The organism is Polaromonas sp. P4_F9, from assembly GCF_056401235.1.
This window is the reverse complement of record NZ_JBFUJT010000026.1, coordinates 29,467-54,159: the sequence shown is the minus strand read 5'-3', so window position 1 is coordinate 54,159 and position 24,693 is coordinate 29,467. Positions and strand designations below refer to the sequence as shown.

Below are 24,693 nucleotides of genomic sequence, written 5' to 3'. Positions count from 1 at the left end.
TCTAAAATTGCTGCAGGCCACGCGTGTTGAAGATGAATCGCCACATGGCCGCGTTGCTCCTGCTTGCTGCCAAATTTGCYGCCATTTGCTGTCATTTGCTATCAAATAGCTTGTCAGGAAGCAGCAGCCTGACCAGGACTTATTTACCCGGCACTGACCGCTTATCGGCTTCTGGACTTCATCGCGCGCTCCACCTCGCGCTTGCCTTCGCGGTCCTTGATGGTGTCCCGCTTGTCGTGCTCGCCCTTGCCCTTGGCCAGGCCGATCTCGCACTTCACCTTGCCCGCTTTCCAGTGCATGTTCAGCGGTACCAGGGTGAAGCCTTTCTGTTCGACCTTGCCTACCAAACGGCGAATCTCGTCCTTGTGCATCAGCAGCTTTTTGGTCCGCACTGAATCAGGGCGAACGTGGGTGGATGCCGTCCCCAGCGGGTTGATCTGGCAGCCAATGATGAAGAGCTCGCCGCCGCGAATCACCACATAGCCATCGGTGAGCTGCACCTTGCCCTCGCGCACAGACTTCACCTCCCAGCCTTCAAGCACCATGCCGGCCTCAAAGCGCTCTTCGATGTGGTAGTTGAAGATGGCTTTCTTGTTGTCGGCAATACGCACTGCGGCCGCTGCTGCCTTGGCGGAAGCTTTGGTGTCAGCTTTTCCCGAGGATGAGGCCGCGGCTGTTTTTTTGGAGGAGGGTGCTTCTTTGGTGGCCATGGCTAAAAAGGTAGGGGCGCCATCGGCTAATACAATTGCGCCCAGCCTTTGATTGTATGAAAACTGTTCACAAGTCCGTTCTGATCTGGTACAGCGCAGCCGAAATGTTTGCATTGGTCACCGACGTCGCCAGCTATCCCCGGTTTTTGCCCTGGTGCGACCAGGCTGCGGTACTTGATGAAACCGAGGCCGGCATGACCGCCAAGGTGGGCATTTCCATCGCCGGCCTGTCGCAGAGCTTCACGACGCGCAACACCCACGAAAAAGACCGTAAAGTCAGCCTCAAGCTGGTAGACGGGCCTTTTTCAAAACTGGATGGCCATTGGGACTTTCACCCGCTGGGTAACGGCAGCCAGCGTGCCTGCAAAGTCGATTTCACTTTGCGCTACGACTTTGACAATGCCGCGCTGGCGGCGCTGGTGGGGCCGGTATTCGACAAGATTGCCGGCAGCCTGGTGGACGCTTTTGTCAAACGGGCTGCCGATGTCTACGGTGAGGTCTGAACCATTGCGTGGCGCGACCTGACGTGACGGGCCGAGTGGGCGTCAAGAATGGCATGAAAATCTGGCTTGTTTATTCACCCGGCCCCCGGCAGGTCCGCGAATGGGTTCTTGAGCTTGCGACGGGCACCACCGTAGCGCAGGCGCTGGTGGCCAGCGGCATTTTTCAAGAATTTCCATCGCTGCGAAATGTCCGCCTTGTGATGGGTATCTGGGGTCGAAAAACCAGCCTGGGCCATACCCTGCATGACTCGGACCGGCTGGAAATCTACCGCGGTCTGCAGGTAGATCCCAAAGTGGCACGGCGCGAGCGGTTTAAACGGCAGGGGGCCAGGACGGCGGGCCTGTTTGTCAAAACCCGCACAGGCGGTAAAGCGGGTTACTGACGGGGGAAAATGTGATCTCCGCAGGAGGGTTCTTGCGGCGAGGGCATGAGGCCATGCGTTTGCCACGCTTGCCCCTCGGGCTTATGCGCTCCGCCTTATTTGCAATCGGCAGCGGTGATGTCCTGCAGCCGTTTGGTCTCAGCAGCGCGAGCCTTGTCATCCATGAATTCCCGTTCACCTTTTGCATTGGTGATGGATACCCGGACACCTGAATCGAAGGTAACAAGGCCACGCTTGGCCCGATCACAGTTTTCAGCCTTGACCTTGGCGAGTTTCTCTTCTTCAGCCTTCTTTTTGGCAACTTGTTCGTCTTCCGCCTGCTTTTTCCTGGCCTCCAGCTGAGCATCCTTGCCTGACAGCTGGGGCGCGCCGGCCTTGCCTGCTGCCGACGCTGCTGCAGCGGGCGACACGGCCGCCTCGGCTGCGGGGACAGGGGCCGTTGTGGCGGCCATTCGTGTGCTGCTGCCAGGCCGTTTCAAAATATCTTTTTCCTTGATGTCGGCTGGCGGTGAGCGGTCGCTAAAGACTTTGCGGCCGTCCTTGTCGATCCATTGCCATTGGGCGGCCGCCGTGAGCGCAAATGATGCGCCGGCGAGAGCCAAAATCAGGGTTTTTGAAGCAAGTTTGAAGTCCATCCGGTCAGTGTAGCGCCGCCGTGGGCGGTTTCCGCATGTTTGCCAAGCGTGCTGTATTTTTGCAACTGAGGCAAGAAATGGGCACAAGGGTTAGTACCGAGGGCTTTTGGGACAAGGGTACAATCGTGTTTTTGGAGCTATCCCTATGCGCCTACTCGGCAAAGCGCTCACCTTCGACGACGTATTGTTGGTGCCAGCGTTCTCCCAGGTCCTGCCCAAGGACACTTCACTTTCCACCCAGTTCTCCCGCAACATCCGCCTGAACCTGCCGCTCGTGTCGGCGGCCATGGACACGGTCACCGAAGCCCGGCTGGCCATTGCCATCGCGCAGGAGGGCGGCATCGGCATCGTCCATAAAAACCTGACGCCCCAGCAGCAGGCCGCCGAAGTGGCGAAAGTCAAGCGCTATGAGAGCGGTGTGCTACGTGACCCGGTGGTCATCACCCCCACCCATACCGTCCGGCAGGTCATGGCCCTGAGCGAGCAACTCGGCATTTCCGGCTTCCCCGTGATCGATGGCGGCAGGGTTGTCGGCATTGTGACGGGGCGCGACATGCGCTTCGAATCCCGCATGGATGTGCCGGTCAGCACCATCATGACGCCGCGCGAGCGCCTGATCACCATCTCCGAAACCGCCTCGCTGGCCGATGCCAAGGCGCTTTTGAACAAACACCGCCTGGAGCGCGTGCTGCTGGTCAATGACAACTTCGAGCTCAAGGGCCTGATCACCGTCAAGGACATCACCAAACAAACCACTTTCCCCAATGCGGCGCGCGATGCACATGGCCAGTTGCGCGTGGGCGCCGCCGTCGGGGTGGGTGAGGGCACCGAAGAGCGCGTTGAAGCGCTGGTCAAGGCCGGGGTGGACGCCATTGTGGTGGACACCGCCCACGGGCATAGCAAAGGCGTGATCGACCGCGTGCGCTGGGTCAAGCGGAACTATCCCCAGGTTGATGTCATTGGCGGCAATATCGCCACCGGCTCAGCCGCGCTGGCGCTGGCAGAAGCCGGTGCAGATGGCGTCAAAGTGGGTATTGGCCCCGGCAGCATCTGTACCACCCGCATCGTTGCCGGTGTCGGGGTGCCGCAGATCATGGCGATCGACAACGTGGCGATGGCCTTGCGGGGCACCGGCGTTCCCCTGATTGGGGATGGCGGCATCCGCTACAGCGGCGACATCGCCAAAGCGATTGCCGCGGGCGCCAATACCGTCATGATGGGCGGCATGTTTGCAGGTACCGAAGAGGCGCCGGGCGAAGTCATCCTGTACCAGGGGCGCAGCTACAAGAGCTACCGCGGCATGGGCAGCATTGGAGCCATGCAGCAGGGCAGCGCGGACCGCTACTTCCAGGAATCCAGCACAGGCAACCCCAATGCCGACAAGCTGGTGCCCGAGGGCATCGAAGGCCGCGTGCCTTACAAAGGCTCCATGGTTGCCATCGTTTTTCAGATGGCCGGCGGCCTGCGTGCCAGCATGGGTTATTGCGGCTGCGCCACCATTGACGACATGCGCAACAAGGCCGAATTTGTGGAAATCACCTCCGCAGGCATTCGCGAGAGCCATGTCCACGACGTGCAGATCACCAAGGAAGCGCCGAACTACCGGGCCGATTGATGTGACCCCCACGTTCGCTCACTTCGTGTAGCTCTCTGCCCCCCGAGGGGGCTGGCCTTGCTTGGGGCGGCCCGGCGCGGCGGCCGCAGTTGGCTTTCACGTTTCCCCGGTTTGCCCTTGTCCGTAGCAACTGACTCAATCAAATGCAACACCAGAAAATCCTCATTCTCGATTTCGGCTCCCAGGTCACCCAGCTGATTGCCCGCCGTGTACGCGACGCTCATGTGTTCTGTGAAGTCCACCCTTGCGACGTCAGCGACGAATGGGTCCGTAACTACGCCAAAGACGGCGCGCTCAAAGGCGTGATTCTCTCCGGCAGCCATGCCAGCATCTACGAAGAAACCACCGACAAGGCGCCCCAGTCGGTCTTCGAGTTGGGCATCCCCGTGCTGGGCATTTGCTACGGCATGCAGGCCATGGCGCACCAGCTAGGCGGCAAGGTCGAAGGCGGGCACAAGCGCGAATTCGGCTCGGCTGACGTTCGGGCTCGCGGCCACACGGCGCTGCTCAAGGACATTGCCGACTACACCACGCCCGAAGGCCAGGGCATGCTCGACGTCTGGATGAGTCACGGCGACAAGGTCACCGAAATGCCGCCAGGCTTCAAGCTCATGGCTTCCACCGATTCATGCCCGATCGCCGGCATGGCCGATGAAGAGCGCCGTTTCTACGCGGTGCAGTTCCACCCCGAAGTCACGCACACCAAGCAGGGCAATGCCATCCTCAAGCGCTTTGTGCTCGACATCTGCGGCACCCGGCAGGACTGGATCATGGGCGACTACATCAGCGAAGCCGTCGAGAAGATCCGCCAGCAGGTCGGCGATGAGGAAGTCATCCTTGGCCTGTCGGGCGGCGTCGACTCCTCCGTCGCGGCGGCCCTGATTCACCGCGCCATCGGCGACCAGCTGACCTGCGTCTTCGTCGACCACGGCCTGCTGCGGCTGAACGAGGGCGACATGGTCATGGACATGTTTGTCGGCAAGCTGCACGCCAGGGTCATCCGGGTGGATGCCAGCGACCAGTTTCTCGGACATCTCGCCGGTGTCAGCGAACCGGAAGCCAAGCGCAAGATCATAGGCCGCGAGTTTGTCGAAGTGTTCAAGGCCGAGGCGGCCAGGCTCAAGGCCGGCGACGGCGGCCACAAAGGCGCCAAATGGCTGGCCCAGGGCACGATCTACCCCGACGTCATCGAATCCGGCGGCGCCAAGAGCAAGAAAGCCGTCACCATCAAGAGCCACCATAACGTCGGCGGCCTGCCCGAGCAGTTGGGCCTGAAGCTGCTCGAGCCGCTGCGCGAGCTGTTCAAGGACGAAGTGCGTGAGCTGGGCGTGGCCTTGGGCCTGCCTCACGACATGGTGTATCGCCATCCTTTCCCCGGGCCGGGCCTGGGTGTGCGCATTCTGGGCGAAGTCAAAAAAGAGTACGCCGACCTGCTGCGCCGGGCCGATGCCATCTTTATCGAAGAACTGCGCAACTTCAGGGATGCCGAGTCCGGCAAGACCTGGTACGACCTGACCAGCCAGGCCTTCACCGTCTTCCTGCCGGTGAAAAGCGTGGGCGTGATGGGCGACGGCCGCACTTATGACTATGTGGTGGCGCTGCGCGCTGTGCAGACCAGCGACTTCATGACCGCCGACTGGGCGGAACTGCCTTACGCCTTGCTCAAGAAGGTCTCCAGCCGCATCATCAATGAAGTGCGCGGCATCAATCGCGTCACTTACGACGTGAGCAGCAAGCCGCCCGCAACGATCGAGTGGGAATAAAGGGCTGACCTCATGCCCGAGCAATCGTCATTACCCGGGTTCGATGCCGCGCCGCAGCAGCCGACGGACAGGCTGTTCTTTGCCATCTTCCCCGACACGAACGCCTCCGCGCGCATCGCAGAGCTTGCGCTGCAGCTGCGCGGCGAGCATGAATTGCATGGCCGGCCGCTCGCGCGGGAGCGTTTCCATGTCACGTTGCATCACCTTGGCGACTACGTGGGTGTGCCGCGTGACGTCGTCGCCATGGCGGACAAAGCGGCAGCGGCCGTCACCAGCATGGCGCCGTTCGAGGTCGCGTTCGAACGGGCGGCGAGCTTCACCAACGCCCCGCGCAACCGGCCCTTCGTGCTGCGCGGGAGCGATGGCGTCGCCGCATTGATGGAATTCCAGCAGGCGCTGGGGATGGCGATGAAGAAGGCCGGGCTCGGGCGCTGGGCCAAACCGGGCTACACGCCGCACGTGACCTTGCTTTACGATGACCGCAGTGTCGCCGAGCAGGCCGTCGAGACCATCAGCTGGACCGCGCACGAGTTCGTCCTCGTGCACAGCCTGCTCGGTCAGACCCGGCATGTGGCCCTCGCACGCTGGCCGTTGCACGGCTGACGGATCACAGGCAAGAGCTCCCCACCGGAGGGATGAGCCAAGGTTCAGGCCTTCTCGGTGTGACAAGCCACGCTGCCATTTTTCGCCTATGCTTTGGGACATGTACTTGTCCCCCCAATTCAAGGGCGACCGCGCGCAGGCCGCGGCGCTGATCAAGGACCATCCCTTCGCCAGCCTGATCAGCGTGGATGACACGGGTCTTCCTTACGTCACCCATTTGCCGCTGCATCTGGAAGAGCGAAACGGCCAGTTGGTGTTGCTGGGCCATGTGGCCAAGCCGAATCAGCATTGGCGTTATCTGCAGGCCCGCCCGCAGGCTGTCGTGACATTTCTCGGGCCGCACGCATACATGTCGCCCAAGGTCTACCCCGACCTGGCGCGTGTACCGACCTGGAACTACCTCGCCGTGCACTGCACCGTCCAGGCAAGCCTGATTGAAGAGCCCGAAGGCAAAGACCGCCTGCTGAAAAAGCTGATCGGTGACCATGAGCCGCCTTATGCCGAACAGTGGCGCGGCCTGGGTGACGAGTTTGCCCGGAAAATGCTGGCCGGTATTGTGGCGTTCGAGCTGCAGGTGACCGACGTGCAGTGCAAGCTGAAAATCAACCAGCACAGGCCCGAAGCGCATGCCGCAATGAAAGCGATCTATGCCTCTGGCAATGAAAATGAGCGGGCCCTGGCCCGCTGGATGGATCAGCTGGGTATGAACGCCGACACCCTCCAGCCCCTGAAAGATTGAAATGCGTATTGCCCTTGGAATTTTGAGCCTGGTGATCGTGCTGGCCACGGTCGGATTGCTGGCGAAAAGGCAGATGAGCGGCTTGTCGGCTGCACCCACCAGAGCGCAGGCGCCGATGGCCAATGACCCGATGGCGTCCGTGCCGGTGCCGCTTCCGGGTGCGACACCCCAGGCGCAGAGCCAGCAGATCCAGCAGCAGGTCCTGCAAACGGTGGAGGGCACCCTGCAACAGGCCCGCCCCATGCCCGATGACAAGTAAGCTGTTAAACCCCCGCCCGCTCAGGCAGGTAATGCTCTTGAGGCTATTAAAATCATAGCAATCATGGATGACGCCTTCTTTATGCAACTCGCGCTGGCGCAGGCCCGTGAAGCCGCGGCGGTGGGGGAAGTGCCGGTGGGGGCTGTCGTGGTGCGACATGGCGAGGTCATTGCCACGGGTCGCAACGCGCCGGTTGACGCGAATGACCCGACGGCACATGCCGAGATCATCGCCCTGCGCGCGGCAGCGCAGGCGTTGGGCAACTACCGGCTGGATGAGTGCGAACTGTTTGTCACGCTGGAGCCCTGCGCCATGTGCAGCGGCGCGATGCTGCACGCCCGGCTCCAGCGCGTGGTGTTCGGCGCGACCGACCCCAAAACCGGCGCGGCAGGCTCGGTCATCAACCTGTTTGCGGAATCCCGGCTGAACCATCAAACCGGGTGGCAAGGTGGCGTATTGGCGGAGGAATGCGGCGAGTTGCTGCAGGCGTTTTTTCGCCGGCGCCGGGCCGACAAGCGCGAAGAGTCCCGGCTGAACCATCCGCTGCGTGACGATGCGCTGCGCACGCCCGATGCGGCTTTCGATGATTTGCCGGGCTATCCGTGGCCGCCCCGCTATGTCAGCGACCTGCCGGCGCTGGACGGGCTGCGCATGCACTACCTTGACGAAGGCGAGGGCGGCCCGGGGGGCTTGACCTATTTGTGCTTGCACGGCAATCCCGCCTGGAGCTACCTGTACCGGAAAATGATCCCGGTCTTTTTGCAGGCAGGCCACCGGGTGGTCGCGCCTGACCTGATCGGTTTTGGCAAAAGCGACAAACCCAAGAAAGACAGCTTTCACAGCTTTGGCGTCCATCGCCAGATCCTCCTGGAACTGGTGGATCGGCTAGACCTGCAAAACGTCGTGCTCGTCGTACAGGACTGGGGCGGGTTGCTTGGCCTGACATTGCCAATGGTTGCTCCGTTGCGCTACAAGGGCCTGCTGGTCATGAACACCATGCTGGCTACCGGTGATGTGTCGCTGTCACCTGGTTTCAGAGCATGGCGCGAGATGTGCGCCAAAAACCCGGATTTCGATGTGGCTCGCCTTTTTGCCCGTGGCAACCCGCAGATGAGTCCTGATGAATGCGCGGCCTACAACGCCCCCTTCCCGGACAAAGGCCATCGTGCTGCGTTGCGCGCCTTTGCGCCGATGGTGCCGGAATCCGAAGACGCCGATGGCGCCGCCATCTCCAGGGAGGCGCGCGAGTTTTGGCAGAACCGCTGGACCGGGCAGACCTTCATGGCTGTCGGCGCCCAGGACCCAGTCCTCGGCCTGCCGGTCATGCAGGCGTTGCAAGGCATTATTCGCGGCTGCGACGCACCCATGGTGCTGGAGCAGGCCGGGCATTTCGTGCAGGAGCACGGTGAGCCAATTGCCAGGCATGCGGTCGGCTTCTTCAAACGGTGACCTGAAACCCCGCATGGATGCAGATCAGCAATGGGATACTCCTGCCTGTGAAAAAACATATCTACATTTACTCGCCTTCCAGCGCCGTGCGCGACAAAGCGAGCTTCAAACGCGGCGTGCGGCGCCTGACGGCGCTGGGCCATGAGGTTGAAATTGACGAGGCTGCGCTGGCCAGGCACCAGCGTTTTGCCGGCGATGACGAAACCCGGCTGGCGGCCATCCACCGCGCGGCTGCCAGCGGCGCCGATGTGGCCCTCATTACCCGCGGCGGCTACGGCCTTACGCGCATCCTGCCGGGCATCAACTACAAGGCTGTGGCCAAGGCCATCGACAAGGGCACGCAATTCGTGGGCCTTAGTGACTTCACTGCGTTTCAGTCGGCTGTGCTGGCCAAAACCGGCGCGGTCACATGGGCGGGGCCGGCGCTGGGCGAAGACTTTGGCACCGAAGTCCCTCCCGACGACATCATGGAAGCCTGTTTTGACGACCTGATCACGGGTCAGGGCGAGGGCACCGGCTGGCAACTCCCGAAATCCGCCATGAATTCAATAGCCGACAACCCGGGTTTGAAGGGGGCTGAAACTCAATTCAGCATCAAGAATGCCGTTCTGTGGGGAGGCAACCTGGCGATTTTGTCGTCATTGGTGGGAACGCCCTACCTGCCCATCGTCAAGGGCGGTATTTTGTTTGTCGAAGATGTTGGCGAACATCCCTACCGGGTGGAGCGCATGTTCACGCAACTGCTGTATGCGGGTGTGCTGGCACAACAAAAGGCGGTCATTTTTGGGCAGTTCACCAATTACAGGCTGGTGCCGCATGACAAGGGTTTCAAACTACCTTCGGTGGCAGCCTGGCTGCAGAGCCAGATCAAGGCGCCGGTGCTGACCGGACTGCCGTTTGGCCACGTGGCGACCAAAGTGCTGCTGCCAGTGGGTTGTAAAACCACGCTGGCTGTTGAGGGCAGGGATGCATTTTTGTTGTGGGGCCACCAGCATTAGATTGATGAGGTTGGTGGTCAACCGCCACTGAGGCCATGCTACCCGCGAGAAAACCCCAAAATACCCAAAAACACCCAAAAATAAACCAGCACAAGGCTGGTTGATGGTGTCAGGTGTCCGAGGTGTCAGGCAGTGAGGGAGCTCGGCCGTGAACTCAGGCCGCGCGGCAACAGGCCTTTAAATTTGTCGTTGATACGATTAATTTTTTCGCGTGCAATGGTTTCTCCGTGGATGGCGGCCAGCACAGCCATCACGTCACCGCGCGCGTACCACAGGCCCTGCGGATCCTGGGCGTACCGTATTCGGCGTGTAATTTTGGGATAGTGTTGCTCGCCGAAGTCGCCCAGCTCATCCAGAATGAACTGGCGAATATCCTCGGTACGGTCTTCCAGCAGAGACGGTGAAGCCTCGCCAGAGCCGAGCAAGACCATCAAACTGCTTTTCAAATGGGTTCTTAACCAATCCATGGAGTTCGAAACTTTCTGCCGGGTTATCCGGGTTGTGCCTACGTTCACGCCTGATCACTTGTTCTGGTAGATTAAGAGCGCTACGGCTTTGATGCAAGTTATTTCGCAAATTGGTTAACGCAAAACAACAAATGAATCAAGGAGTTAGTAACCAAATGTCAAGTCGATTCTGGTTATAAACACTAACTAACTCTTTTGCACTACAGCGCGTACCCCGCGCGTCGCTAAAAGTTCGCCCGTCCGCTTAATTACATTTCCCCACATTTCCCCTGTATTTCCTCTGCATTTCCCCCGCCTTTCAAGACCGACATGACCATGCCCATGACTGCCTATCCAGCCCACTACATCAATGGCCAGTGGGTCACCGCCAGGTCTTCGGAAACCCTGCCGGTTTACGACTCCAGCACCGAAGCCCTGTTGGCGACGGTGCCCAGCGGCACCGCCGCCGAAGCTGAAGCTGCCGTGCTGGCGGCACGTGCCGCTTTTGACAGCTGGTCGACGTTGCCGGTGGAAACCCGCGCGGCTTACCTCGACAAGGTCGCGGCAGGCGTCAAGGCGCGCGCGGAAGACCTGGCGCTCGCCATTGCCCGCGAAGTGGGCATGCCGCTAAAAATGGCGCGGGCTGTGCAGGTTGGCGGCCCGGTCTGGCATTGGGGCAACTTTGCCACAGTCGCGCGCAGCTTTGAGTGGGAGAAAAAAGTTGGCAACTCCCTGGTCGTGCGCGAAGCAGTGGGCGTCGTGGGCTGCATCACGCCGTGGAATTTCCCGCTCAGCCAGATCACGCTCAAAATTGCCCCGGCCATGGCGGCAGGTTGCACCGTGGTGCTCAAACCCAGCGAAATTGCACCTGTCAATGCCATGATCCTGGCCGAGATCATTCACGAAGCCGGCCTGCCGCCCGGTGTTTTCAATCTGGTCAACGGCATGGGGCCGGTAGTGGGTGAGGTGCTGGCCACACATCCTGAAGTCGACATGGTGAGCTTCACCGGGTCGACCCGCGCCGGCAAGCGGGTGAGCGAGCTGGCCAGCCAGACTGTCAAACGCGTGGCGCTGGAGCTGGGTGGCAAGTCGGCGAGCGTCATWCTGGACGATGCCAATCTGGAAGCCGCCGTCAAAGGCACGGTGTCGGCCTGCATGCTCAACAGTGGCCAGACCTGCTCGGCTCACACCCGCATGCTCGTGCCGGCCCATCGTTATGATGAAGCGAAGGCACTGGCGCAAGCGGCCATCGCCAGGTTCAATATTGGTCCCAGCCTGGACGGAACCAGCAAATTGGGGCCCTTGGTCAGCGCGGCGCAACGCGACCGCGTGCTCGCGTTTATCCGCACCGGTATCGAAGAAGGTGCCGAGGTGATTGCCGGTGGCGCCGAAGCGCCTGCCATGGGCAAGGGCTATTTTGTGCAGCCCACCATTTTGGGCATCAAGGCCACCGACACACTGGCGCGGGAAGAGATATTTGGCCCCGTTCTGGTTGTCATTCCTTATAAAGATGAGGAAGAGGCCGTGGCGATAGCCAACAGCACCATCTACGGTCTCGGCGGCGCGGTCTGGAGTGGTAACGACGAGCATGCCATGAAAGTGGCCCGCCGTATTCGCACCGGCCAGGTGGATATCAATGGCGGCCCTTTCAATGGCAATGCGCCTTTTGGAGGTTACAAGCAGTCGGGCAATGGGCGGGAGAATGGCGTCTATGGGTTTGAGGAGTTTCTGGAATTCAAGGCGTTGCAATTCAAATCTGGTACAAGCTGATGTAACGGCAAGACGGTTGCTTTCAGTTGTGCCTATTTGTAATTTCGAGCTGTGTGCGTATGATTGAATAACCCAAAACAACTACAAAATACCAAAAATAACTATGGCAGAAGTCACCGTCGTTTTTGCCGATCTCGCAGGAAGCACTGGAGTTTTCGAATCACTGGGTAATGAAAAAGCTACCCGCGCCATTACGCGCCTGACTCACTGGATCGGCAAGGTCTGTAATGCCCACAGTGGGCGCGTCGTGAAATACCTCGGCGATGGCGTGCTCATCGTGTTTCCCGAGAACAATGACGCAATTGAGGCCGTCACAGAACTGCAGCGGGTGCACCGGGAACGCATTCGTAACTGGCCTGAACTGCTCAAAATGCGGCTTCAGGTTGGTATGGCACGCGGCGAAATCGTGGAGCAGGACGGCGACTGCTTTGGCGATGCGGTCAATGTGGCCTCCCGGCTCAGTGATTTGTCCGGCCCGGGCCAGATTTTTGCCACCGAGACGGTCATCAGCCAGCTGGTGCCGGGCAGCACCGTGCGGTCCCGTAACCTGGGCGCCATGGAGATCCGGGGACGCAGCCAGGCTTGCGCGGTGCATCGGATCGAATGGCAAAACGAATTGCTGTCCGAGTTTTTTACCGTGGCAGACAATCTGGGCCCACCTCCTGTTGCCGAGCCAGTTGCTCCCGCGGGTGCCATCGAGCTATCCTGGAAGCAGGCGAATTCAACTTTTAGCTCGACACAGTTGCCAATTTTTATCGGCCGCGATCTTGAAGCGCAATTTGTCGTGCCGGACCCGCGGGTGTCCCGCATGCACGCCAAAATCGAGTGGCGGGCCGGCAAGTTTTATCTTGAGGATTTCAGCAGCTACGGAACCTGGGTACGGTTCACCGACAGCGCGGCTGCCGTGTCCCTGCGCCGGCAGGAATGCGCGTTGCTGGTCGACGGTGAAATTGCGTTGGGTGCGTCTTTCGAGGATGCCACGATTCCCTCTGTCCGTTTCAAATTCTCTGCCGATCAGCCGGGGCCTTAAAGACCATCATATCTGCAGGTTGGGCCGGGCGTCCGGCGTATCCTTGGGACATAGCAGAATTGAATTCATACCCTGGCCCCTGGCCGCCGACGAGGCTCAGGACTGTCAGCGACAACACCTTACTTCAGCGGGCACCAACCTTGATCCGGTTCAGACTTGTTTTGGCGGCGTTGTCCCGGTTATTGATGGTGGCGCTTGTGCTGCTCCTTGCTGCCGCAGGTTTTTATGTCTACCGGGCTTTTCCTGATCYGGACGGTGAGTTGCAGGTTCCTGGCCTGCGCAGCCGGGTGACAGTGGCGCGAGACCATGCCGATGTAACGCACATACGGGCCCAGTCGCCGCGTGACGCGTGGTTCTCGTTGGGCTACGTGCATGCCCAGGAGCGCGGCTGGCAAATGGAGTTCAACCGCCGGCTGATGCGTGGCGAGCTGTCAGAGGTGTTTGGCCCCTCAACTGTGGACACCGACAAGCTGATGCGCACGCTGGGGATTGTGCGGGCGGCAGCGCGGCAATGGCAAAGCCTGCCGGAAGAGGGGCGGGTGGCGCTGCAGTCCTACAGCGATGGCGTCAATGCTTTTTATGCGAGTTCATCGCAGGCGCTCTCACCCGAATTCCACATGCTGGGGGTCAAGCCCGGTGGTGCTGCCGGCAAGGCCTGGTCGCCGGTAGACAGCCTGGGCTGGTCGCTGATGATGGCCCTCGACCTGGGTGGCAACTGGGGAACCGAATTTGCACGCCTGGCCGCCGCCAGGGTGTTGGACACCCGCCAGCTGTGGGAGTTGTTTCCCCCTTATCCCGGCGAGCAACCGGCCTCCCGGGTCGACTTCTCCAGGCTGTATGCCGGGTTGGGGGTGTACCGGGTGGGCCCAGCAGATGCTCCTAAAATAATAGCTCCAGCTGTCCGTACTTCGGGGGGAGGGACTTTTTTTGATACTGAAATCGCCGGAAAAAAGGTATTCGCCCTGTCGTCAGGCATCAGTGACTGGATGGAGTCGCTGGGCCAAGTCGATGGCAAGGGCTCCAACAACTGGGTGGTGGCGGGCAAGCACAGCAGCAGCGGCAAGCCGCTGCTCGCCAATGATCCCCATTTGGGATTGTCGGCGCCGGCCACCTGGTACTTCGCGCGGCTGCAGGCACCCGACAGCCAGGCCACCATCGGGCTGGACGTCATGGGCGCCACCTTGCCCGGCTTGCCGTTCGTGGTGCTGGGCCGCACCGGCAAGTTGGCCTGGGGCTTTACCAACACCGCGCCGGACGTACAGGATCTGTACCTCGAGCAACTCAACCCGGCCAATCCCCGGCAATACAGAGTGCCAGGGACGGACGATACCAGCAGTGGGACGCGCTGGGAGGACTTCACCGTCCATGAGGAAACCATCCTGGTCAAAGGAGAACCGGATCTGCGCTTGATGGTGCGAGAAAGCCGTCACGGCCCCGTGCTCAGCGATGTTCAAAAGTCGCATGCCGACCTTGTGGACACCCGCAAATACGTGATTGCACTGCGCTGGAGCGCCCTCGACGCAGACAACCAGACCGTACTGGCGGGACTGCAGGCGAATCGGGCGCAGTCGGTTGATGAGTTGATTGCGGCGTATTCGGCCTACCACTCCCCCATGCAAAACGTCGTGGCGGCCGATGTGGCAGGCCGCACGGCCTTCAAGGCTGTCGGCAAGATACCGCTGCGCAAGCCCGACAACGACATTCTGGGAATAGCGCCTTCGCCAGGATGGGACGCCCGTTACGACTGGGCCGGCTGGGTGCCTTACGCGCAAACACCTCAAACAAACCATGCCGCCATTGCCGCCAAAGGTTGGTGGTCTACGGCCAACCAGCGCATCACCCCGCCAGGCTACCCCATCTTCATGGGGCAGGATTGGACCGTTCCCTACCGCTATGACCGCATTGAGCAGTTGCTGGCCGCCAGGCCAACACACGATGTGGATTCGATGCAGAAAATACAGGGCGACCAAATGTCGGCAGCCACGGTTCGGCTACTGCCCTTCATGCAAAAAGCACTGTCGCAATCTTCCGCGCACCCATTGGCCGGTGCCGCCCGGCGCGTCATGGAAGGCTTTGACGGCATCATGCGGTCGGACAGGGCGGCGCCGCTCATTTTTGCGGCGTGGGCGGACGAACTCACGCGGGGCGTCATTGGCGCAAGACTCGGCGAGAGGACATTCGCGGCGCTTTATGGCAAACGCCACTTCAGAAGCACCCTCGAGAACATCCTGGAAAGCAATGACGCCAGCTGGTGCGGCAGCGCAGGATGCACGGCGCAATCCGCCGCCGCGCTGGACCGGGCACTCACCCGTCTGCAGGCCGCCTATGGCGACGACGTCAGCCAGTGGGCGTGGGGCAGGGCGCACTACGCGCTGTCCGCGCACAAGCCCTTTGGCAATGTTCCATGGCTGGCGCGGTTTTTCGACGTTCGGGCACCCACGGGTGGCGATACCTTCACGGTCAATGTGGGCCAGTACTGGCCCAACGGAGACAAAACGCCTTTTGCCAATCGGCAGGCCGCGTCGCTGCGGACCGTGTACGACCTGGCAGATCTGGAAAATTCCCGATTTATCTACCAGACCGGCCAGAGCGGGCTGGTGTTTTCAAGCCGTTATCGCGACATGCGTGACAGCTGGGCGCAGGTAGAGTACCGGCCTTTGCAAATGAATCCGGCGGGATTCGCGCACCAGTTGACGCTATCCCCCTGATCGCTAACCCCTGAGGCTCGCTGCGCGGACTGCATATCGAGCCTGCAGTTCCAGGTCTCAAGCATCAAGCCGGAATGGCGTCGACGTTGAGGCGGTCCCAATGGCGGTGCAATGCGATGGCGGCCATGAAGTCTTGCGACACCTGTCCATCCAGCACCTTGCGCCCATCGGCAATCAGAACACCGGCTGTGGGGACTGTTACCAGCTCGGGATTTTTCCCGTGGCCGAAGCCCAGTGTGCCGAGCAACTGCACCCCATCGTTCACCGCGCAAATGGTTTTGCAGTGTTTGTATGCCTCCAGCACAAAGTGAACCGCCTCGCCGAGCCCGCTCAAAGCTGCGGCGCTGGCCGCACCACCGGGAATCAGAACGGCATCAAACATGACGGACGGCATATTGGCAAAGGTATGGTCGACCGCCAGCTGACGGCCGCTGGCGGTGCTGACCGTTCCCAAATGCGGTGCAACCAGCTTGCACAGGGCGCCTGCTTCTGTCAAATCGTGCTGGATGCGCCTGACGGTGGCGGCCTCGACGCCATCCGCCACCAAAATGGCCACCTTGCGGGTCCTCACCCCGCCGCCAGGCCTTCCGGCCATGCGCAAGGCTGGATCTTCATCGACCTTGTTGGTGATTCGGTAATCCCGAAAGCCTAGCCGGCCCGCCGCGGCTTTGGGGTCCGGGGCGGCGATGCCCAAAGGCGCCGCAATCCGGCTGGCAAGTTTCAGGTCCACATGCGCCAGGTTGTCCACGATGCGCTGCCGGATTTCAGGCACGTCCACTTTGGACAGCTCAAACCTGAACGCTGCGACGATATGGTCTTTCTCGGCAACGCTCTGGCTGTTCCAAAACAGGGTGGCCTGCGAGAAATGATCGTCAAACGAGGGGCTGCGCCGGCGGATTTTGGGCGACTCCAGTTGTTCGGGGTAAGACTGGAAACCTTGCGCAGCGCCATCCACCCGGTATTCCGCGCCACTGCCCAGCGTATTGGGCTCGTAAGCCACGCGTCCCTTGCTGATGGTCTGGCGGTGCATTCCATCCCGCTGGAAGTTATGCATCGGGCACACACTCCGGTTGATGGGAATTTCATGGAAGTTGGCGCCGCCCAATCTGGACAGCTGGGTATCGGTGTACGAGAAGAGCCGCCCCTGCAAAAGGGGGTCGTTTGAAAAATCAATACCCGGTACAAGGTGGCCCGGGTGAAATGCCACTTGCTCGGTTTCCGCGAAAAAATTATCCGGATTGCGGTTGAGCACCAGCTTGCCGATGATCTGGACGGGAACCTGCTCCTCCGGAATGAGTTTGGTGGCGTCCAGGATGTCAAAGCCAAGCTCGGTCTCCTGGCCTTCGTTCACGATCTGAACACCCAACTCCCACTCGGGAAAATGACCGCTCTCAATGGCCTCCCACAAGTCGCGACGGTGAAAGTCAGGGTCCTTGCCGGCAATCTTCTGCGCCTCATCCCACACCAGGCCGTGCACCCCGAGTTTGGGTTTCCAGTGAAATTTGACAAAGTGAGAATCTCCCTGGGCATTGATAAAGCGGAAGGCGTGAATGCCAAACCCTTCCATCATCCGGAAGCTGCGCGGCAATGCGCGATCTGACATCGTCCACATCAACATGTGGGTGGACTCTGGCATCAGGGATGCGAAATCCCAGAAAGTATCGTGGGCACTCGCCGCTTGCGGCATCTCATGGTGTGGTTCGGGCTTGACGGCGTGGATGAGGTCAGGAAATTTGATCGCATCCTGGATAAAGAAAACCGGAATGTTGTTGCCCACCAGGTCATAGTTACCTTCGGTGGTGTAGAACTTGACCGCGAACCCGCGGACATCACGCACCGTGTCTGCCGAACCTCTGGATCCTGCCACTGTCGAAAACCTCACAAATACAGGCGTTTCAATGGCAGGGTCTTGCAAGAAGGCCGCGCGGGTGTACTGCACCATCGACTTGTAAGGCTTGAAATAGCCGTGCGCACCCGCCCCCCGGGCGTGGACGACGCGCTCGGGAATACGTTCGTGGTCAAAATGCGTGATTTTTTCGCGGAGGATGAAGTCCTCCAGCAAGGTCGGGCCGCGAACACCACCCCTGAGGGAGTTGTGGTTGTCCGGAATCTGTAGCCCCTGGCTGGTCGTCAAAATACTGGCTGTGCCGGGAGTAAAAGCATCAAGCTGGGTTTGCTTGTCTCGGGCGCCCTCCGCGGGCCGGATGGGGCCAGCGGCTTTGCGCTTGGGTGGCGGCATGTAAATTCCTTATTTTTAGGGCTTGAGAATTAAAAGGAGAAAAAAAGAAGACCCGCCTCAGCGTCCTGGAAAACCGCCTTGTGCGGCCAGCGCAGAAACAGCGCTGTTGGAGAATTTATGAATCGAGCAGCCCTTCAAGCATCTTCACGCTCGCCAAAAGTGCCAGCGTTGCAACCGTGCCGGCCAGACACCAGCCTATGAACTCCTGGGTGCCCTCGGCCAAATCGTCGGGCAAAAGCAGCGACATCAGGAACAGTCCCGCTGCCCAGACCAGCACCGTCAGAAAGATATGAAGAAAATCTGTCTGTTTAGGGTTGGCGTGAATTCTCCACACCGTCAGCATTCCCGCCGCCAGACTGTTCAAAAGTCCCGCTCCAGATTTCATGGCAATTCCCGTTGAGGTCAACATTAAGGGGGCAACGCAAGGGCCTACAGGACACCATACAAGCCTGCAGCGCTCATGTTGGTAGCCGGACATCCGTGTTGTGTGTAAGGACTGTCTTTTTCTGGCGTAAGACGTCGCTTACTGGACAAGGCCGTCGCAACCATCCCGGTTGGGTTTGGAAAAAGGAGTTCGGGCCTTGCATCGAGCAAGTCCACGCAGGGCCGGGAGGCCGGCCTTTTGCCTTTTACCTCTCGCCTGTCGCTTATCGACTTTCGAACGGCAATGGCGCTTTCTCCTACATGCACTCGCTGGTAACTCCGGCAGTTGAGTGGCCGGTCGTCACTTAGATTGGCGGGGTTACTTTGGTTAATTCCCGCCGGGCGCCCGCGCTTAGTCCTAAAAATGAAGATGAAAACCTACCTGGTCGAAGACAACCCGACCATTCGAGAAAACCTGATCAGCACGCTGGAAGAGCTCGCGCCGGTTGAAACCGTGGGTACGGCAGATACTGAAGAGGAGGGCACCGCCTGGCTCACGGGTCACGATGCCCAATGGGACCTTGCCATCGTTGACGTATTTCTCAAAAGTGGCAGCGGACTGGGGGTACTTGAAGCTTGCCGCACCCGGGGAACGCTGCAAAAAATGGTGGTCTTCAGCAACTACACAAGCCGTGAAATGCGTCTTCGGTGTATCCAGCTGGGCGTGGATGCTGTCTTTGACAAGTCAACAGAAATCGACGCCTTGCTGGATTACTGTGTGGCCCAAAGCGAAAACCTCGACGTGGCCGCGAGCAGGGGCAACTAGGGCTATCAGCGTTCCTCCAGATTCCAAAAGGCGTGAAACCCTTCGAATTCTATTTTTCAATGCCTTTTCCCACTGACCCCACCAACTCCGCCAACCCAGGCGGCTCTGCCTTTTCGGCTACGGCAGACGCTCCCAGGCAACTCAAAGATGAGGTGCTCCAGTCGGCAGAAGAGGCGGTCCTTCTCGAAGCGGGCGCGGTGGAACCGGAAAAATTTTCCGCCTCGCCAACTGTCCCTGAAACCGTTGGTGACCGCCATCATCAAAACCTCCCGTCCCACTACGAGGATACAGTGAGGCGGTACGTGGCGGCTCAACCGTATCAGTCGGCCTTGCTGGCCGCGGTGGCCGGTGCCTTGGTTGCGCTGGCGCTGCATACAGGTTGGCGCCACGGCCGCAGGGCGGTGAAGTGGGGCCCTCGCACACGCTGATACCTGGTTCTACCCATTTCCCTGGCGACTCCATGAGTGCCGCCACCGCCGCCACCGTCCCGCAGCCAGGCCCCGGAATTTATGCACCCAATGAAATTCCGCCGCTGATCGTGYCGCCGGGTGGGCCGAGACCCCCATGTCTATGTTGATCAGCTTGAAGAAGAACTCTTCTGACGCTGGTATTCGGCCTTTTTCATGGTCAGGTAACTATCCCGATCCACTTCATGCAACTGCTGGCGATACTCTTCAGTTGCATCAAACCAGTACTGCAGGCGCTTGTCGAGTTGCTGTGCCGTGGGGTGGCCCAGCGAGGCGAGAAAAGCCTCGATGGCCAGGTAGTAGCGCATGGTGTTTCGCTCAACAGTGCCTCGCATGCCGCCCACGTATCGGGATTTTTGGCCCTCATTAATTTGAGTAAAGCCGATCTTTCCGCTTCCCACCGTTGCCAGATAACCCTGCATGGCCAGCCGGCCAGCCACGCCATACCCATAGGAGTAGCGCAAATGCATGAAGGTTTTGCCCTCTCCAAGAGGGACAGCCTGAAGCTCGATACGGTAATTGCTTGTGCCTAGAGGCCCTTCGGGGGCGTTGAGGTGTGCGGCGATGTAGCTGGGTGAGGCAGCCACCAACTGGTAGGCAAATTCAAGTGCAAATGCATCATGGAGTTCCTGTGCGGTTTTTTTGCCGATCCTCATCTTCAGCGTGCTTGGGCTGGTGTCTGCACCTGCGCGGCAGTACTTGGTATTGATATGCAGGATCAGCACGTCACACCAGTGATTGGGGCTTTTGAAGGTGGCGCTGAATGCGGCAAAAGGCGATTCCAGCACGGCGTAGGCATCGCCGCTGACCATGTTGGTGGTCTCGGAGGACTGCAGAAACAGCGGCCTGCCGTAGGGGTTACTAGCCAATTGCCCAGCCAGTGCCGCGTGCTTTTTAAGTAGCGCAGCATCTCTTGATTCGGCAGGCATCTCTGATGTGCCTTGCGCCAAGGCGTTGTCGCTGGCACCAAGCGCCGGATCAGCCGCAGCCAAAACCGCCAATAACAAAGACCATGCAGCGGGCAGTGCGAGTTTCAAGAGAAAGGTTTTAATCTTTTCCATTTGCCTAGTTTGCACGCAAACAAATGAGATTCTGGCAAGAGACTATCTCGTCCTACAGGTGTCAATGGGAAGCTCCTATGTCAGCTCAGCTATGGCGTCGGCCTTCCCATGGTGACCAAAATTGACTCAACGGCACGCAACCCCACCCGCTGTACCTGGCGCGCGACATGGAAGCCGCGCTGGCGGCTAGAGCCCGGCGGGTGCAGGCCATCATTTCATGCGCCAAGCTAAGCGGATGAGGGGCAGGGAGGGGGAGGGCTTGGCCACAGTGCCGTCAAACGGATGGGCCGAGGTGCCAACCGACTTGAGTATGCGTTGCACATAGGCCCGGGTTTCCAGATACGGCGGAACACCCCGGTAACGCTCGACCGTGCGTTCGCCCGAATTGTAGGCGGCGGCCACCAGCGCCACATCGCCCTCAAAATAGGCCAGCAACCAGCGCAAATAGGTCAGGCCACCCCGAATATTCTGGACTGGGTCGTGGGGATCTTTCACATTGAAGCGTACGCTGGTCTGCGGGATAAGTTGCATCAGCCCTTGGGCCTTTTTGGGTGACACCGCCAGACTGTTGAAGTTAGATTCTGCGGCAATGATTGCCAGCGCCAGCTGCGGCTCTACCTGATACTGAGGCGCCATTTTCATCACCAGATCGAAAATTTTCCGTGGGGCAATCGCCCGATAGTCCACGCTCGTCCCCACCGCCCCGGGCGAAGAGGGTGGCGGTGCAGGATCGCGCATACAGTCGGGTACTTCGGCGGAGGGAACGCCCACGACTTTCAACATGCGCTGGGCGGCTTCGAGCCCCTGCTCCGCGGCCGCATGAAAAAAGAAAGCAGCCAGCGGGTCGCTGCGTTCCACCCCGCGCCCGTTGGCGTGCATCCATCCCAGGTTGTATTGCGCCTCCGCGTCGCCCAAGCGTGCGCCCTTGCAGTAAAGGCTTGCAGCCAGAACAGGATTGCGCGGCACACCTTCGCCATGCTCGTAGGCGATGGCCTCCAGGCGCAGCTTGGAAACCAGGCTGCTGTCAGCGGACGTCTCGGGCGAGACGTCTTGCCCCTGCGCTGCCCCCGCAACACAGAATGTCGCCATCAACATCCGCAGAAGGGGTAAAAAGCGCAAGCGCATAAATGCCAGCAATAAATGCCAGTATCTGCGCTTTTCGCACGTCTGTCACGCTACTGCTGCAGCCTTGTCCGACGTGGTGGGATCTGAGCCTGGCCTGTCGTCGCAGCCAACGCTTATTGCCGCATGTCAGGGCGCTTGCGAAGACCTCATCAGCAAGAAAAGGTGTCCCGAACAGAATTAGTCTTCATTTGATAAATAGCCTCTTGGATTGCTGCGCAGCCAGCGCCAAGTGTCCGCGCACATGGCATCCAAATCCATTTCGGCGCGCCAACCCAGCAATTCAAATGCCCGGGCGGGATCCGCATAGCAAGAAGCAATGTCACCGGTCCGCCGCTCGGCGATCTGATACGCCACACGCTTGCCGCTGGCCTTCTCGAAAGCGCGCACCATTTCCAGCACACTGTAGCCGGTCCCGGTGCCTAAATTAACGGTCAGACATCCGGGGAGGCCCTGCAGGCGTTCCAGCGCTTTGAGATGACCCAGCGCCAGATCGACCACATGGATGTAGTCACGTACGCCGGTACCATCCGGCGTAGGGTAGTCGTTACCCCATATATTCAAAAAATCACGGTGTCCAGCCGCGACCTGGGCAATAGAGGGCATGAGGTTGTTGGGGATGCCTTGCGGGTCTTCTCCAATCAAGCCGCTGGCGTGTGCGCCTGCTGGGTTGAAGTAGCGCAGGATGCCAATCCGCCATGCAGGATCACTTCGATAGACGTCCCGCAACATCTCCTCAATGACAAGCTTGCTTCGTCCATAGGGATTGGTGGCGGAAAGCGGGTGATCTTCAGTCAACGGCAGCCGCTGTGGGTTGCCATAGACTGTGGCTGAAGAACTGAACACAAGCCTGTTGACACCACATTCGCGCATCGCCTCAAGCAGGCAAACGGTGCCAACAACATTGTTGTCGTAATAAATCAGTGGCTTGTCCACCGACTCGCCTACCGCCTTGAGTCCCGCAAAATGGATGACGGCAGAGGCCTTGCTTTCCCTGAGGGCTGCTACCAGCGCAGGGCGATCGCGTACGTCACCCTGGATCATCTCCGGCTGTTTGCCGGTGATGCGCTTCATCCGCACCACTGCCTCGGGGTGGCTGTTGCAAAAATTGTCAAAAATAGTGACATCAAAGCCGGCGTTGAGCAGTTCAACGCAGGTGTGGCTACCAATATAGCCAGCTCCACCAGTGACAAAAATCATGGGCTGTTGCCTGGGTTGTGATGTTGCTACCAGTTTAAGGCGATACGGAGAACAAGAGCTGAAGTGGATGGCTGAAAAAGGGGCATGGTTCAAAAAGTGCTATTTCGTGGTCGCACACACGAAACGGATTGCTGCAACGCCATTTCACTGTCCATTGATGCGGCCAAACAGCTTGGTAACCGATGCCCTGCGTAAGGCGTGTTCCAGGCGTTGTCCGGACTTCGGTCTCATAAGTTCTTTTTTATGGATTCACGCCCAAGTTAAGATCAAGTCAAATCAACGTCGTGTCGAACCTCGGACTATGAAAATACTATTGACCGGAGCGGCGGGCTTCATTGGCATGAGCACAGCGTTGCGCCTGCTGGCGCGCGGGGACGAAGTGGTGGGATTGGACAACCTCAACGACTACTACGACGTCACCCTGAAAGAAAGCCGTCTTAATCGGCTGACACCACACGCAGGTTTTCGCTTTGTCAAAATGGATGTGGCTGATCGGCACGGCATGGCCTTGCTTTTCGCAGCTGAAAAATTTGATCGTGTCATCCACCTTGCCGCCCAAGCAGGTGTTCGCTATTCCCTGCAAAATCCGCATGCCTATGTCGATAGCAATATCGTGGGTTTTGTGAATATCCTTGAAGGTTGCCGCCACGCCAAAGTGCAGCACCTGGTATACGCGTCAAGCTCCAGCGTGTATGGCGGCAACACCAAAATGCCGTTTTCCGAGCATGACAGCGTGGACCACCCAGTCAGCCTGTACGCCGCCACCAAGAAAACCAACGAACTGATGGCCCATACCTATAGCCATCTCTATGGTCTGCCAACCACCGGCTTGCGCTTCTTCACGGTGTACGGTCCCTGGGGTCGGCCCGACATGGCGCTATTCCTGTTCACTAAAGCTATCCTGGAAGGACGTGCTATCGATGTGTTCAACCACGGCGACATGAAACGCGACTTCACCTATGTGGATGATATCGTCGAGGGCGTCATCCGGGTGCTTGACCGCGCGGCCGTTTCCGACCCAGCCTATGACTCAGTTCTGGCCGACCCGGCCACCAGCAACGCACCTTACCGCGTGTTCAACATCGGCAACAATAATCCGGTTGCCCTGCTTGACTTCATTGACTGCATTGAAGAAGCCTTGGGCAAGAAGGCAGAAAAGCGCCTGTTGCCCTTGCAGGATGGTGATGTGCCTGTTACCTATGCCAATACTGACGCGCTGCAGGAATGGGTGGGTTTTGTACCCGGTACCACGGTCCAGCAGGGTGTTGGCCGATTCGTGGCCTGGTTCCGCGGTTACTACAAAATCTGAGCCTGCGCCTTGATGAGGCCCCGCGCGCCAGCCTCGCATAGATCCAGCACCCGCTCGAAGCCGGCCAGGTTGCCGTAATAGGGGTCGGGCACCTCGTCCACGCCAGCCGCGGGAGCAAACTCCAGCAGCAGGTGCAGTTTGCCGAGATGCTGTGGCGGGCAAAGGCGCTGCAGCGCTGCCAGATTGGGCCGATCCATGGCCAAAATCAAGTCAAAGTGCTCGAAGTCCTGATCATTCACGCAGCGCGCTCGCGTATTTCCGGGCTCGTAATCCCGGCTTAAAAGGACGAATCTGGCCCGGGCGTCCGTTTGCTCTCCTGCATGTTGCGCAAGTAATCCCGCCGAGTCGAACTCAAGCTCTTGCGATCGCCCTGCGTCGTGTGCCACCTGCCTCGCCACGGCCTGCGCCATGGGAGAACGGCAGATATTGGCCATGCAGACCATCAAAATCTTCGTCATGGTGAAGATTTTAGGTAGTTGCCAGCCTTGCTCGCCA

General features: G+C 59.6%; 23 protein-coding genes. 14 read left to right on the top strand and 9 right to left on the bottom strand.

The window, feature by feature from the left end:
* Positions 1-161: 161 nt before the first annotated feature.
* Positions 162-710 carry an SsrA-binding protein SmpB gene (smpB, locus tag AC1DUB_RS20585; RefSeq protein ID WP_477731060.1) on the bottom strand — a complete coding sequence of 183 codons (549 nt, stop codon included), beginning with the start codon at positions 708-710 and terminating at the stop codon, positions 162-164.
* Positions 711-766: 56 nt separating this feature from the next.
* Between smpB and AC1DUB_RS20580 the strand changes: the two genes are divergently transcribed.
* Together AC1DUB_RS20580 and AC1DUB_RS20575 are read left to right on the top strand one after the other, a co-directional pair.
* Positions 767-1,213, top strand: coding sequence for a type II toxin-antitoxin system RatA family toxin (locus AC1DUB_RS20580; RefSeq protein WP_477731059.1), 447 nt, complete (start codon positions 767-769; stop codon positions 1,211-1,213).
* Between the two features lie 53 nt (positions 1,214-1,266).
* The gene (locus AC1DUB_RS20575; protein WP_477731058.1) at positions 1,267-1,596 is read left to right on the top strand and encodes an RnfH family protein; all 330 of its coding nucleotides are present in this window, start codon (positions 1,267-1,269) and stop codon (positions 1,594-1,596) included.
* A 95-nt stretch (positions 1,597-1,691) separates the two neighbouring features.
* Here AC1DUB_RS20575 and AC1DUB_RS20570 read toward each other — a convergent pair whose 3' ends face one another.
* A complete protein-coding gene (locus AC1DUB_RS20570; RefSeq protein ID WP_477731057.1) occupies positions 1,692-2,231 on the bottom strand; it encodes a DUF4124 domain-containing protein in 540 nt (179 codons plus the stop codon).
* A 145-nt stretch (positions 2,232-2,376) separates the two neighbouring features.
* On the opposite strand from AC1DUB_RS20570, the gene guaB reads away from it, so the two are divergent.
* The 7 genes from guaB to AC1DUB_RS20535 all read left to right on the top strand — a co-directional run bounded on the left by guaB (position 2,377) and on the right by AC1DUB_RS20535 (position 9,657).
* Complete coding sequence (gene guaB / locus AC1DUB_RS20565) at positions 2,377-3,846, top strand: IMP dehydrogenase (protein WP_477731056.1); 1,470 nt, start codon at positions 2,377-2,379, stop codon at positions 3,844-3,846.
* 143 nt (positions 3,847-3,989) lie between these two features.
* A complete protein-coding gene (gene guaA / locus AC1DUB_RS20560) occupies positions 3,990-5,609 on the top strand; it encodes a glutamine-hydrolyzing GMP synthase (RefSeq protein ID WP_477731055.1) in 1,620 nt (539 codons plus the stop codon).
* Positions 5,610-5,621: 12 nt separating this feature from the next.
* Entirely contained in the window at positions 5,622-6,212 is a 591-nt protein-coding gene (locus AC1DUB_RS20555) for a 2'-5' RNA ligase family protein (RefSeq protein ID WP_477731054.1), read from the top strand.
* A 100-nt stretch (positions 6,213-6,312) separates the two neighbouring features.
* Positions 6,313-6,951, top strand: coding sequence for an FMN-binding negative transcriptional regulator (locus tag AC1DUB_RS20550; RefSeq protein WP_477731053.1), 639 nt, complete (start codon positions 6,313-6,315; stop codon positions 6,949-6,951).
* A gap of 1 nt (position 6,952) precedes the next feature.
* A complete protein-coding gene (locus AC1DUB_RS20545; RefSeq protein WP_477731052.1) occupies positions 6,953-7,210 on the top strand; it encodes a hypothetical protein in 258 nt (85 codons plus the stop codon).
* 63 nt (positions 7,211-7,273) lie between these two features.
* Positions 7,274-8,659 (top strand): tRNA adenosine(34) deaminase TadA, encoded by a 1,386-nt coding sequence (gene tadA / locus AC1DUB_RS20540; RefSeq protein WP_477731051.1) that lies wholly within the window; start codon positions 7,274-7,276, stop codon positions 8,657-8,659.
* A gap of 17 nt (positions 8,660-8,676) precedes the next feature.
* Positions 8,677-9,657, top strand: coding sequence for an LD-carboxypeptidase (locus tag AC1DUB_RS20535; RefSeq protein WP_477731050.1), 981 nt, complete (start codon positions 8,677-8,679; stop codon positions 9,655-9,657).
* A 125-nt stretch (positions 9,658-9,782) separates the two neighbouring features.
* On the opposite strand, the gene AC1DUB_RS20530 is transcribed toward AC1DUB_RS20535, so the two are convergent.
* Positions 9,783-10,124 carry a hypothetical protein gene (locus tag AC1DUB_RS20530; protein ID WP_477731049.1) on the bottom strand — a complete coding sequence of 114 codons (342 nt, stop codon included), beginning with the start codon at positions 10,122-10,124 and terminating at the stop codon, positions 9,783-9,785.
* Positions 10,125-10,445: 321 nt separating this feature from the next.
* On the opposite strand from AC1DUB_RS20530, the gene AC1DUB_RS20525 reads away from it, so the two are divergent.
* The 3 genes from AC1DUB_RS20525 to AC1DUB_RS20515 all read left to right on the top strand — a co-directional run bounded on the left by AC1DUB_RS20525 (position 10,446) and on the right by AC1DUB_RS20515 (position 15,611).
* The gene (locus AC1DUB_RS20525) at positions 10,446-11,873 is read left to right on the top strand and encodes an aldehyde dehydrogenase family protein (protein ID WP_477731048.1); all 1,428 of its coding nucleotides are present in this window, start codon (positions 10,446-10,448) and stop codon (positions 11,871-11,873) included.
* 103 nt (positions 11,874-11,976) lie between these two features.
* Positions 11,977-12,903, top strand: coding sequence for an adenylate/guanylate cyclase domain-containing protein (locus AC1DUB_RS20520; protein ID WP_477731047.1), 927 nt, complete (start codon positions 11,977-11,979; stop codon positions 12,901-12,903).
* Positions 12,904-13,088: 185 nt separating this feature from the next.
* Positions 13,089-15,611, top strand: coding sequence for a penicillin acylase family protein (locus AC1DUB_RS20515; RefSeq protein WP_477731080.1), 2,523 nt, complete (start codon positions 13,089-13,091; stop codon positions 15,609-15,611).
* 64 nt (positions 15,612-15,675) lie between these two features.
* Here AC1DUB_RS20515 and AC1DUB_RS20510 read toward each other — a convergent pair whose 3' ends face one another.
* Together AC1DUB_RS20510 and AC1DUB_RS20505 are read right to left on the bottom strand one after the other, a co-directional pair.
* Entirely contained in the window at positions 15,676-17,850 is a 2,175-nt protein-coding gene (locus AC1DUB_RS20510) for a catalase (protein WP_477731046.1), read from the bottom strand.
* Positions 17,851-17,965: 115 nt separating this feature from the next.
* Positions 17,966-18,235, bottom strand: coding sequence for a hypothetical protein (locus AC1DUB_RS20505; RefSeq protein WP_477720014.1), 270 nt, complete (start codon positions 18,233-18,235; stop codon positions 17,966-17,968).
* Positions 18,236-18,637: 402 nt separating this feature from the next.
* Between AC1DUB_RS20505 and AC1DUB_RS20500 the strand changes: the two genes are divergently transcribed.
* Positions 18,638-19,039, top strand: coding sequence for a response regulator (locus AC1DUB_RS20500; RefSeq protein ID WP_477731045.1), 402 nt, complete (start codon positions 18,638-18,640; stop codon positions 19,037-19,039).
* Positions 19,040-19,616: 577 nt separating this feature from the next.
* On the opposite strand, the gene AC1DUB_RS20495 is transcribed toward AC1DUB_RS20500, so the two are convergent.
* From AC1DUB_RS20495 to galE, 3 genes are all read right to left on the bottom strand, one after another.
* A complete protein-coding gene (locus tag AC1DUB_RS20495) occupies positions 19,617-20,567 on the bottom strand; it encodes a hypothetical protein (RefSeq protein WP_477731044.1) in 951 nt (316 codons plus the stop codon).
* Between the two features lie 210 nt (positions 20,568-20,777).
* Entirely contained in the window at positions 20,778-21,692 is a 915-nt protein-coding gene (locus AC1DUB_RS20490) for a transglycosylase SLT domain-containing protein (protein WP_477731043.1), read from the bottom strand.
* A 177-nt stretch (positions 21,693-21,869) separates the two neighbouring features.
* A complete protein-coding gene (gene galE / locus AC1DUB_RS20485; protein WP_477731042.1) occupies positions 21,870-22,889 on the bottom strand; it encodes a UDP-glucose 4-epimerase GalE in 1,020 nt (339 codons plus the stop codon).
* A 301-nt stretch (positions 22,890-23,190) separates the two neighbouring features.
* Here galE and AC1DUB_RS20480 point away from each other — a divergent pair, with 301 nt between their 5' ends.
* Entirely contained in the window at positions 23,191-24,198 is a 1,008-nt protein-coding gene (locus AC1DUB_RS20480; RefSeq protein ID WP_477731079.1) for an NAD-dependent epimerase, read from the top strand.
* Here the strand turns inward: AC1DUB_RS20480 and AC1DUB_RS20475 are convergent.
* Positions 24,186-24,656 (bottom strand): low molecular weight protein-tyrosine-phosphatase, encoded by a 471-nt coding sequence (locus AC1DUB_RS20475; RefSeq protein ID WP_477731041.1) that lies wholly within the window; start codon positions 24,654-24,656, stop codon positions 24,186-24,188. The genes AC1DUB_RS20480 and AC1DUB_RS20475 overlap by 13 nt on opposite strands.
* Positions 24,657-24,693: the final 37 nt, after the last annotated feature.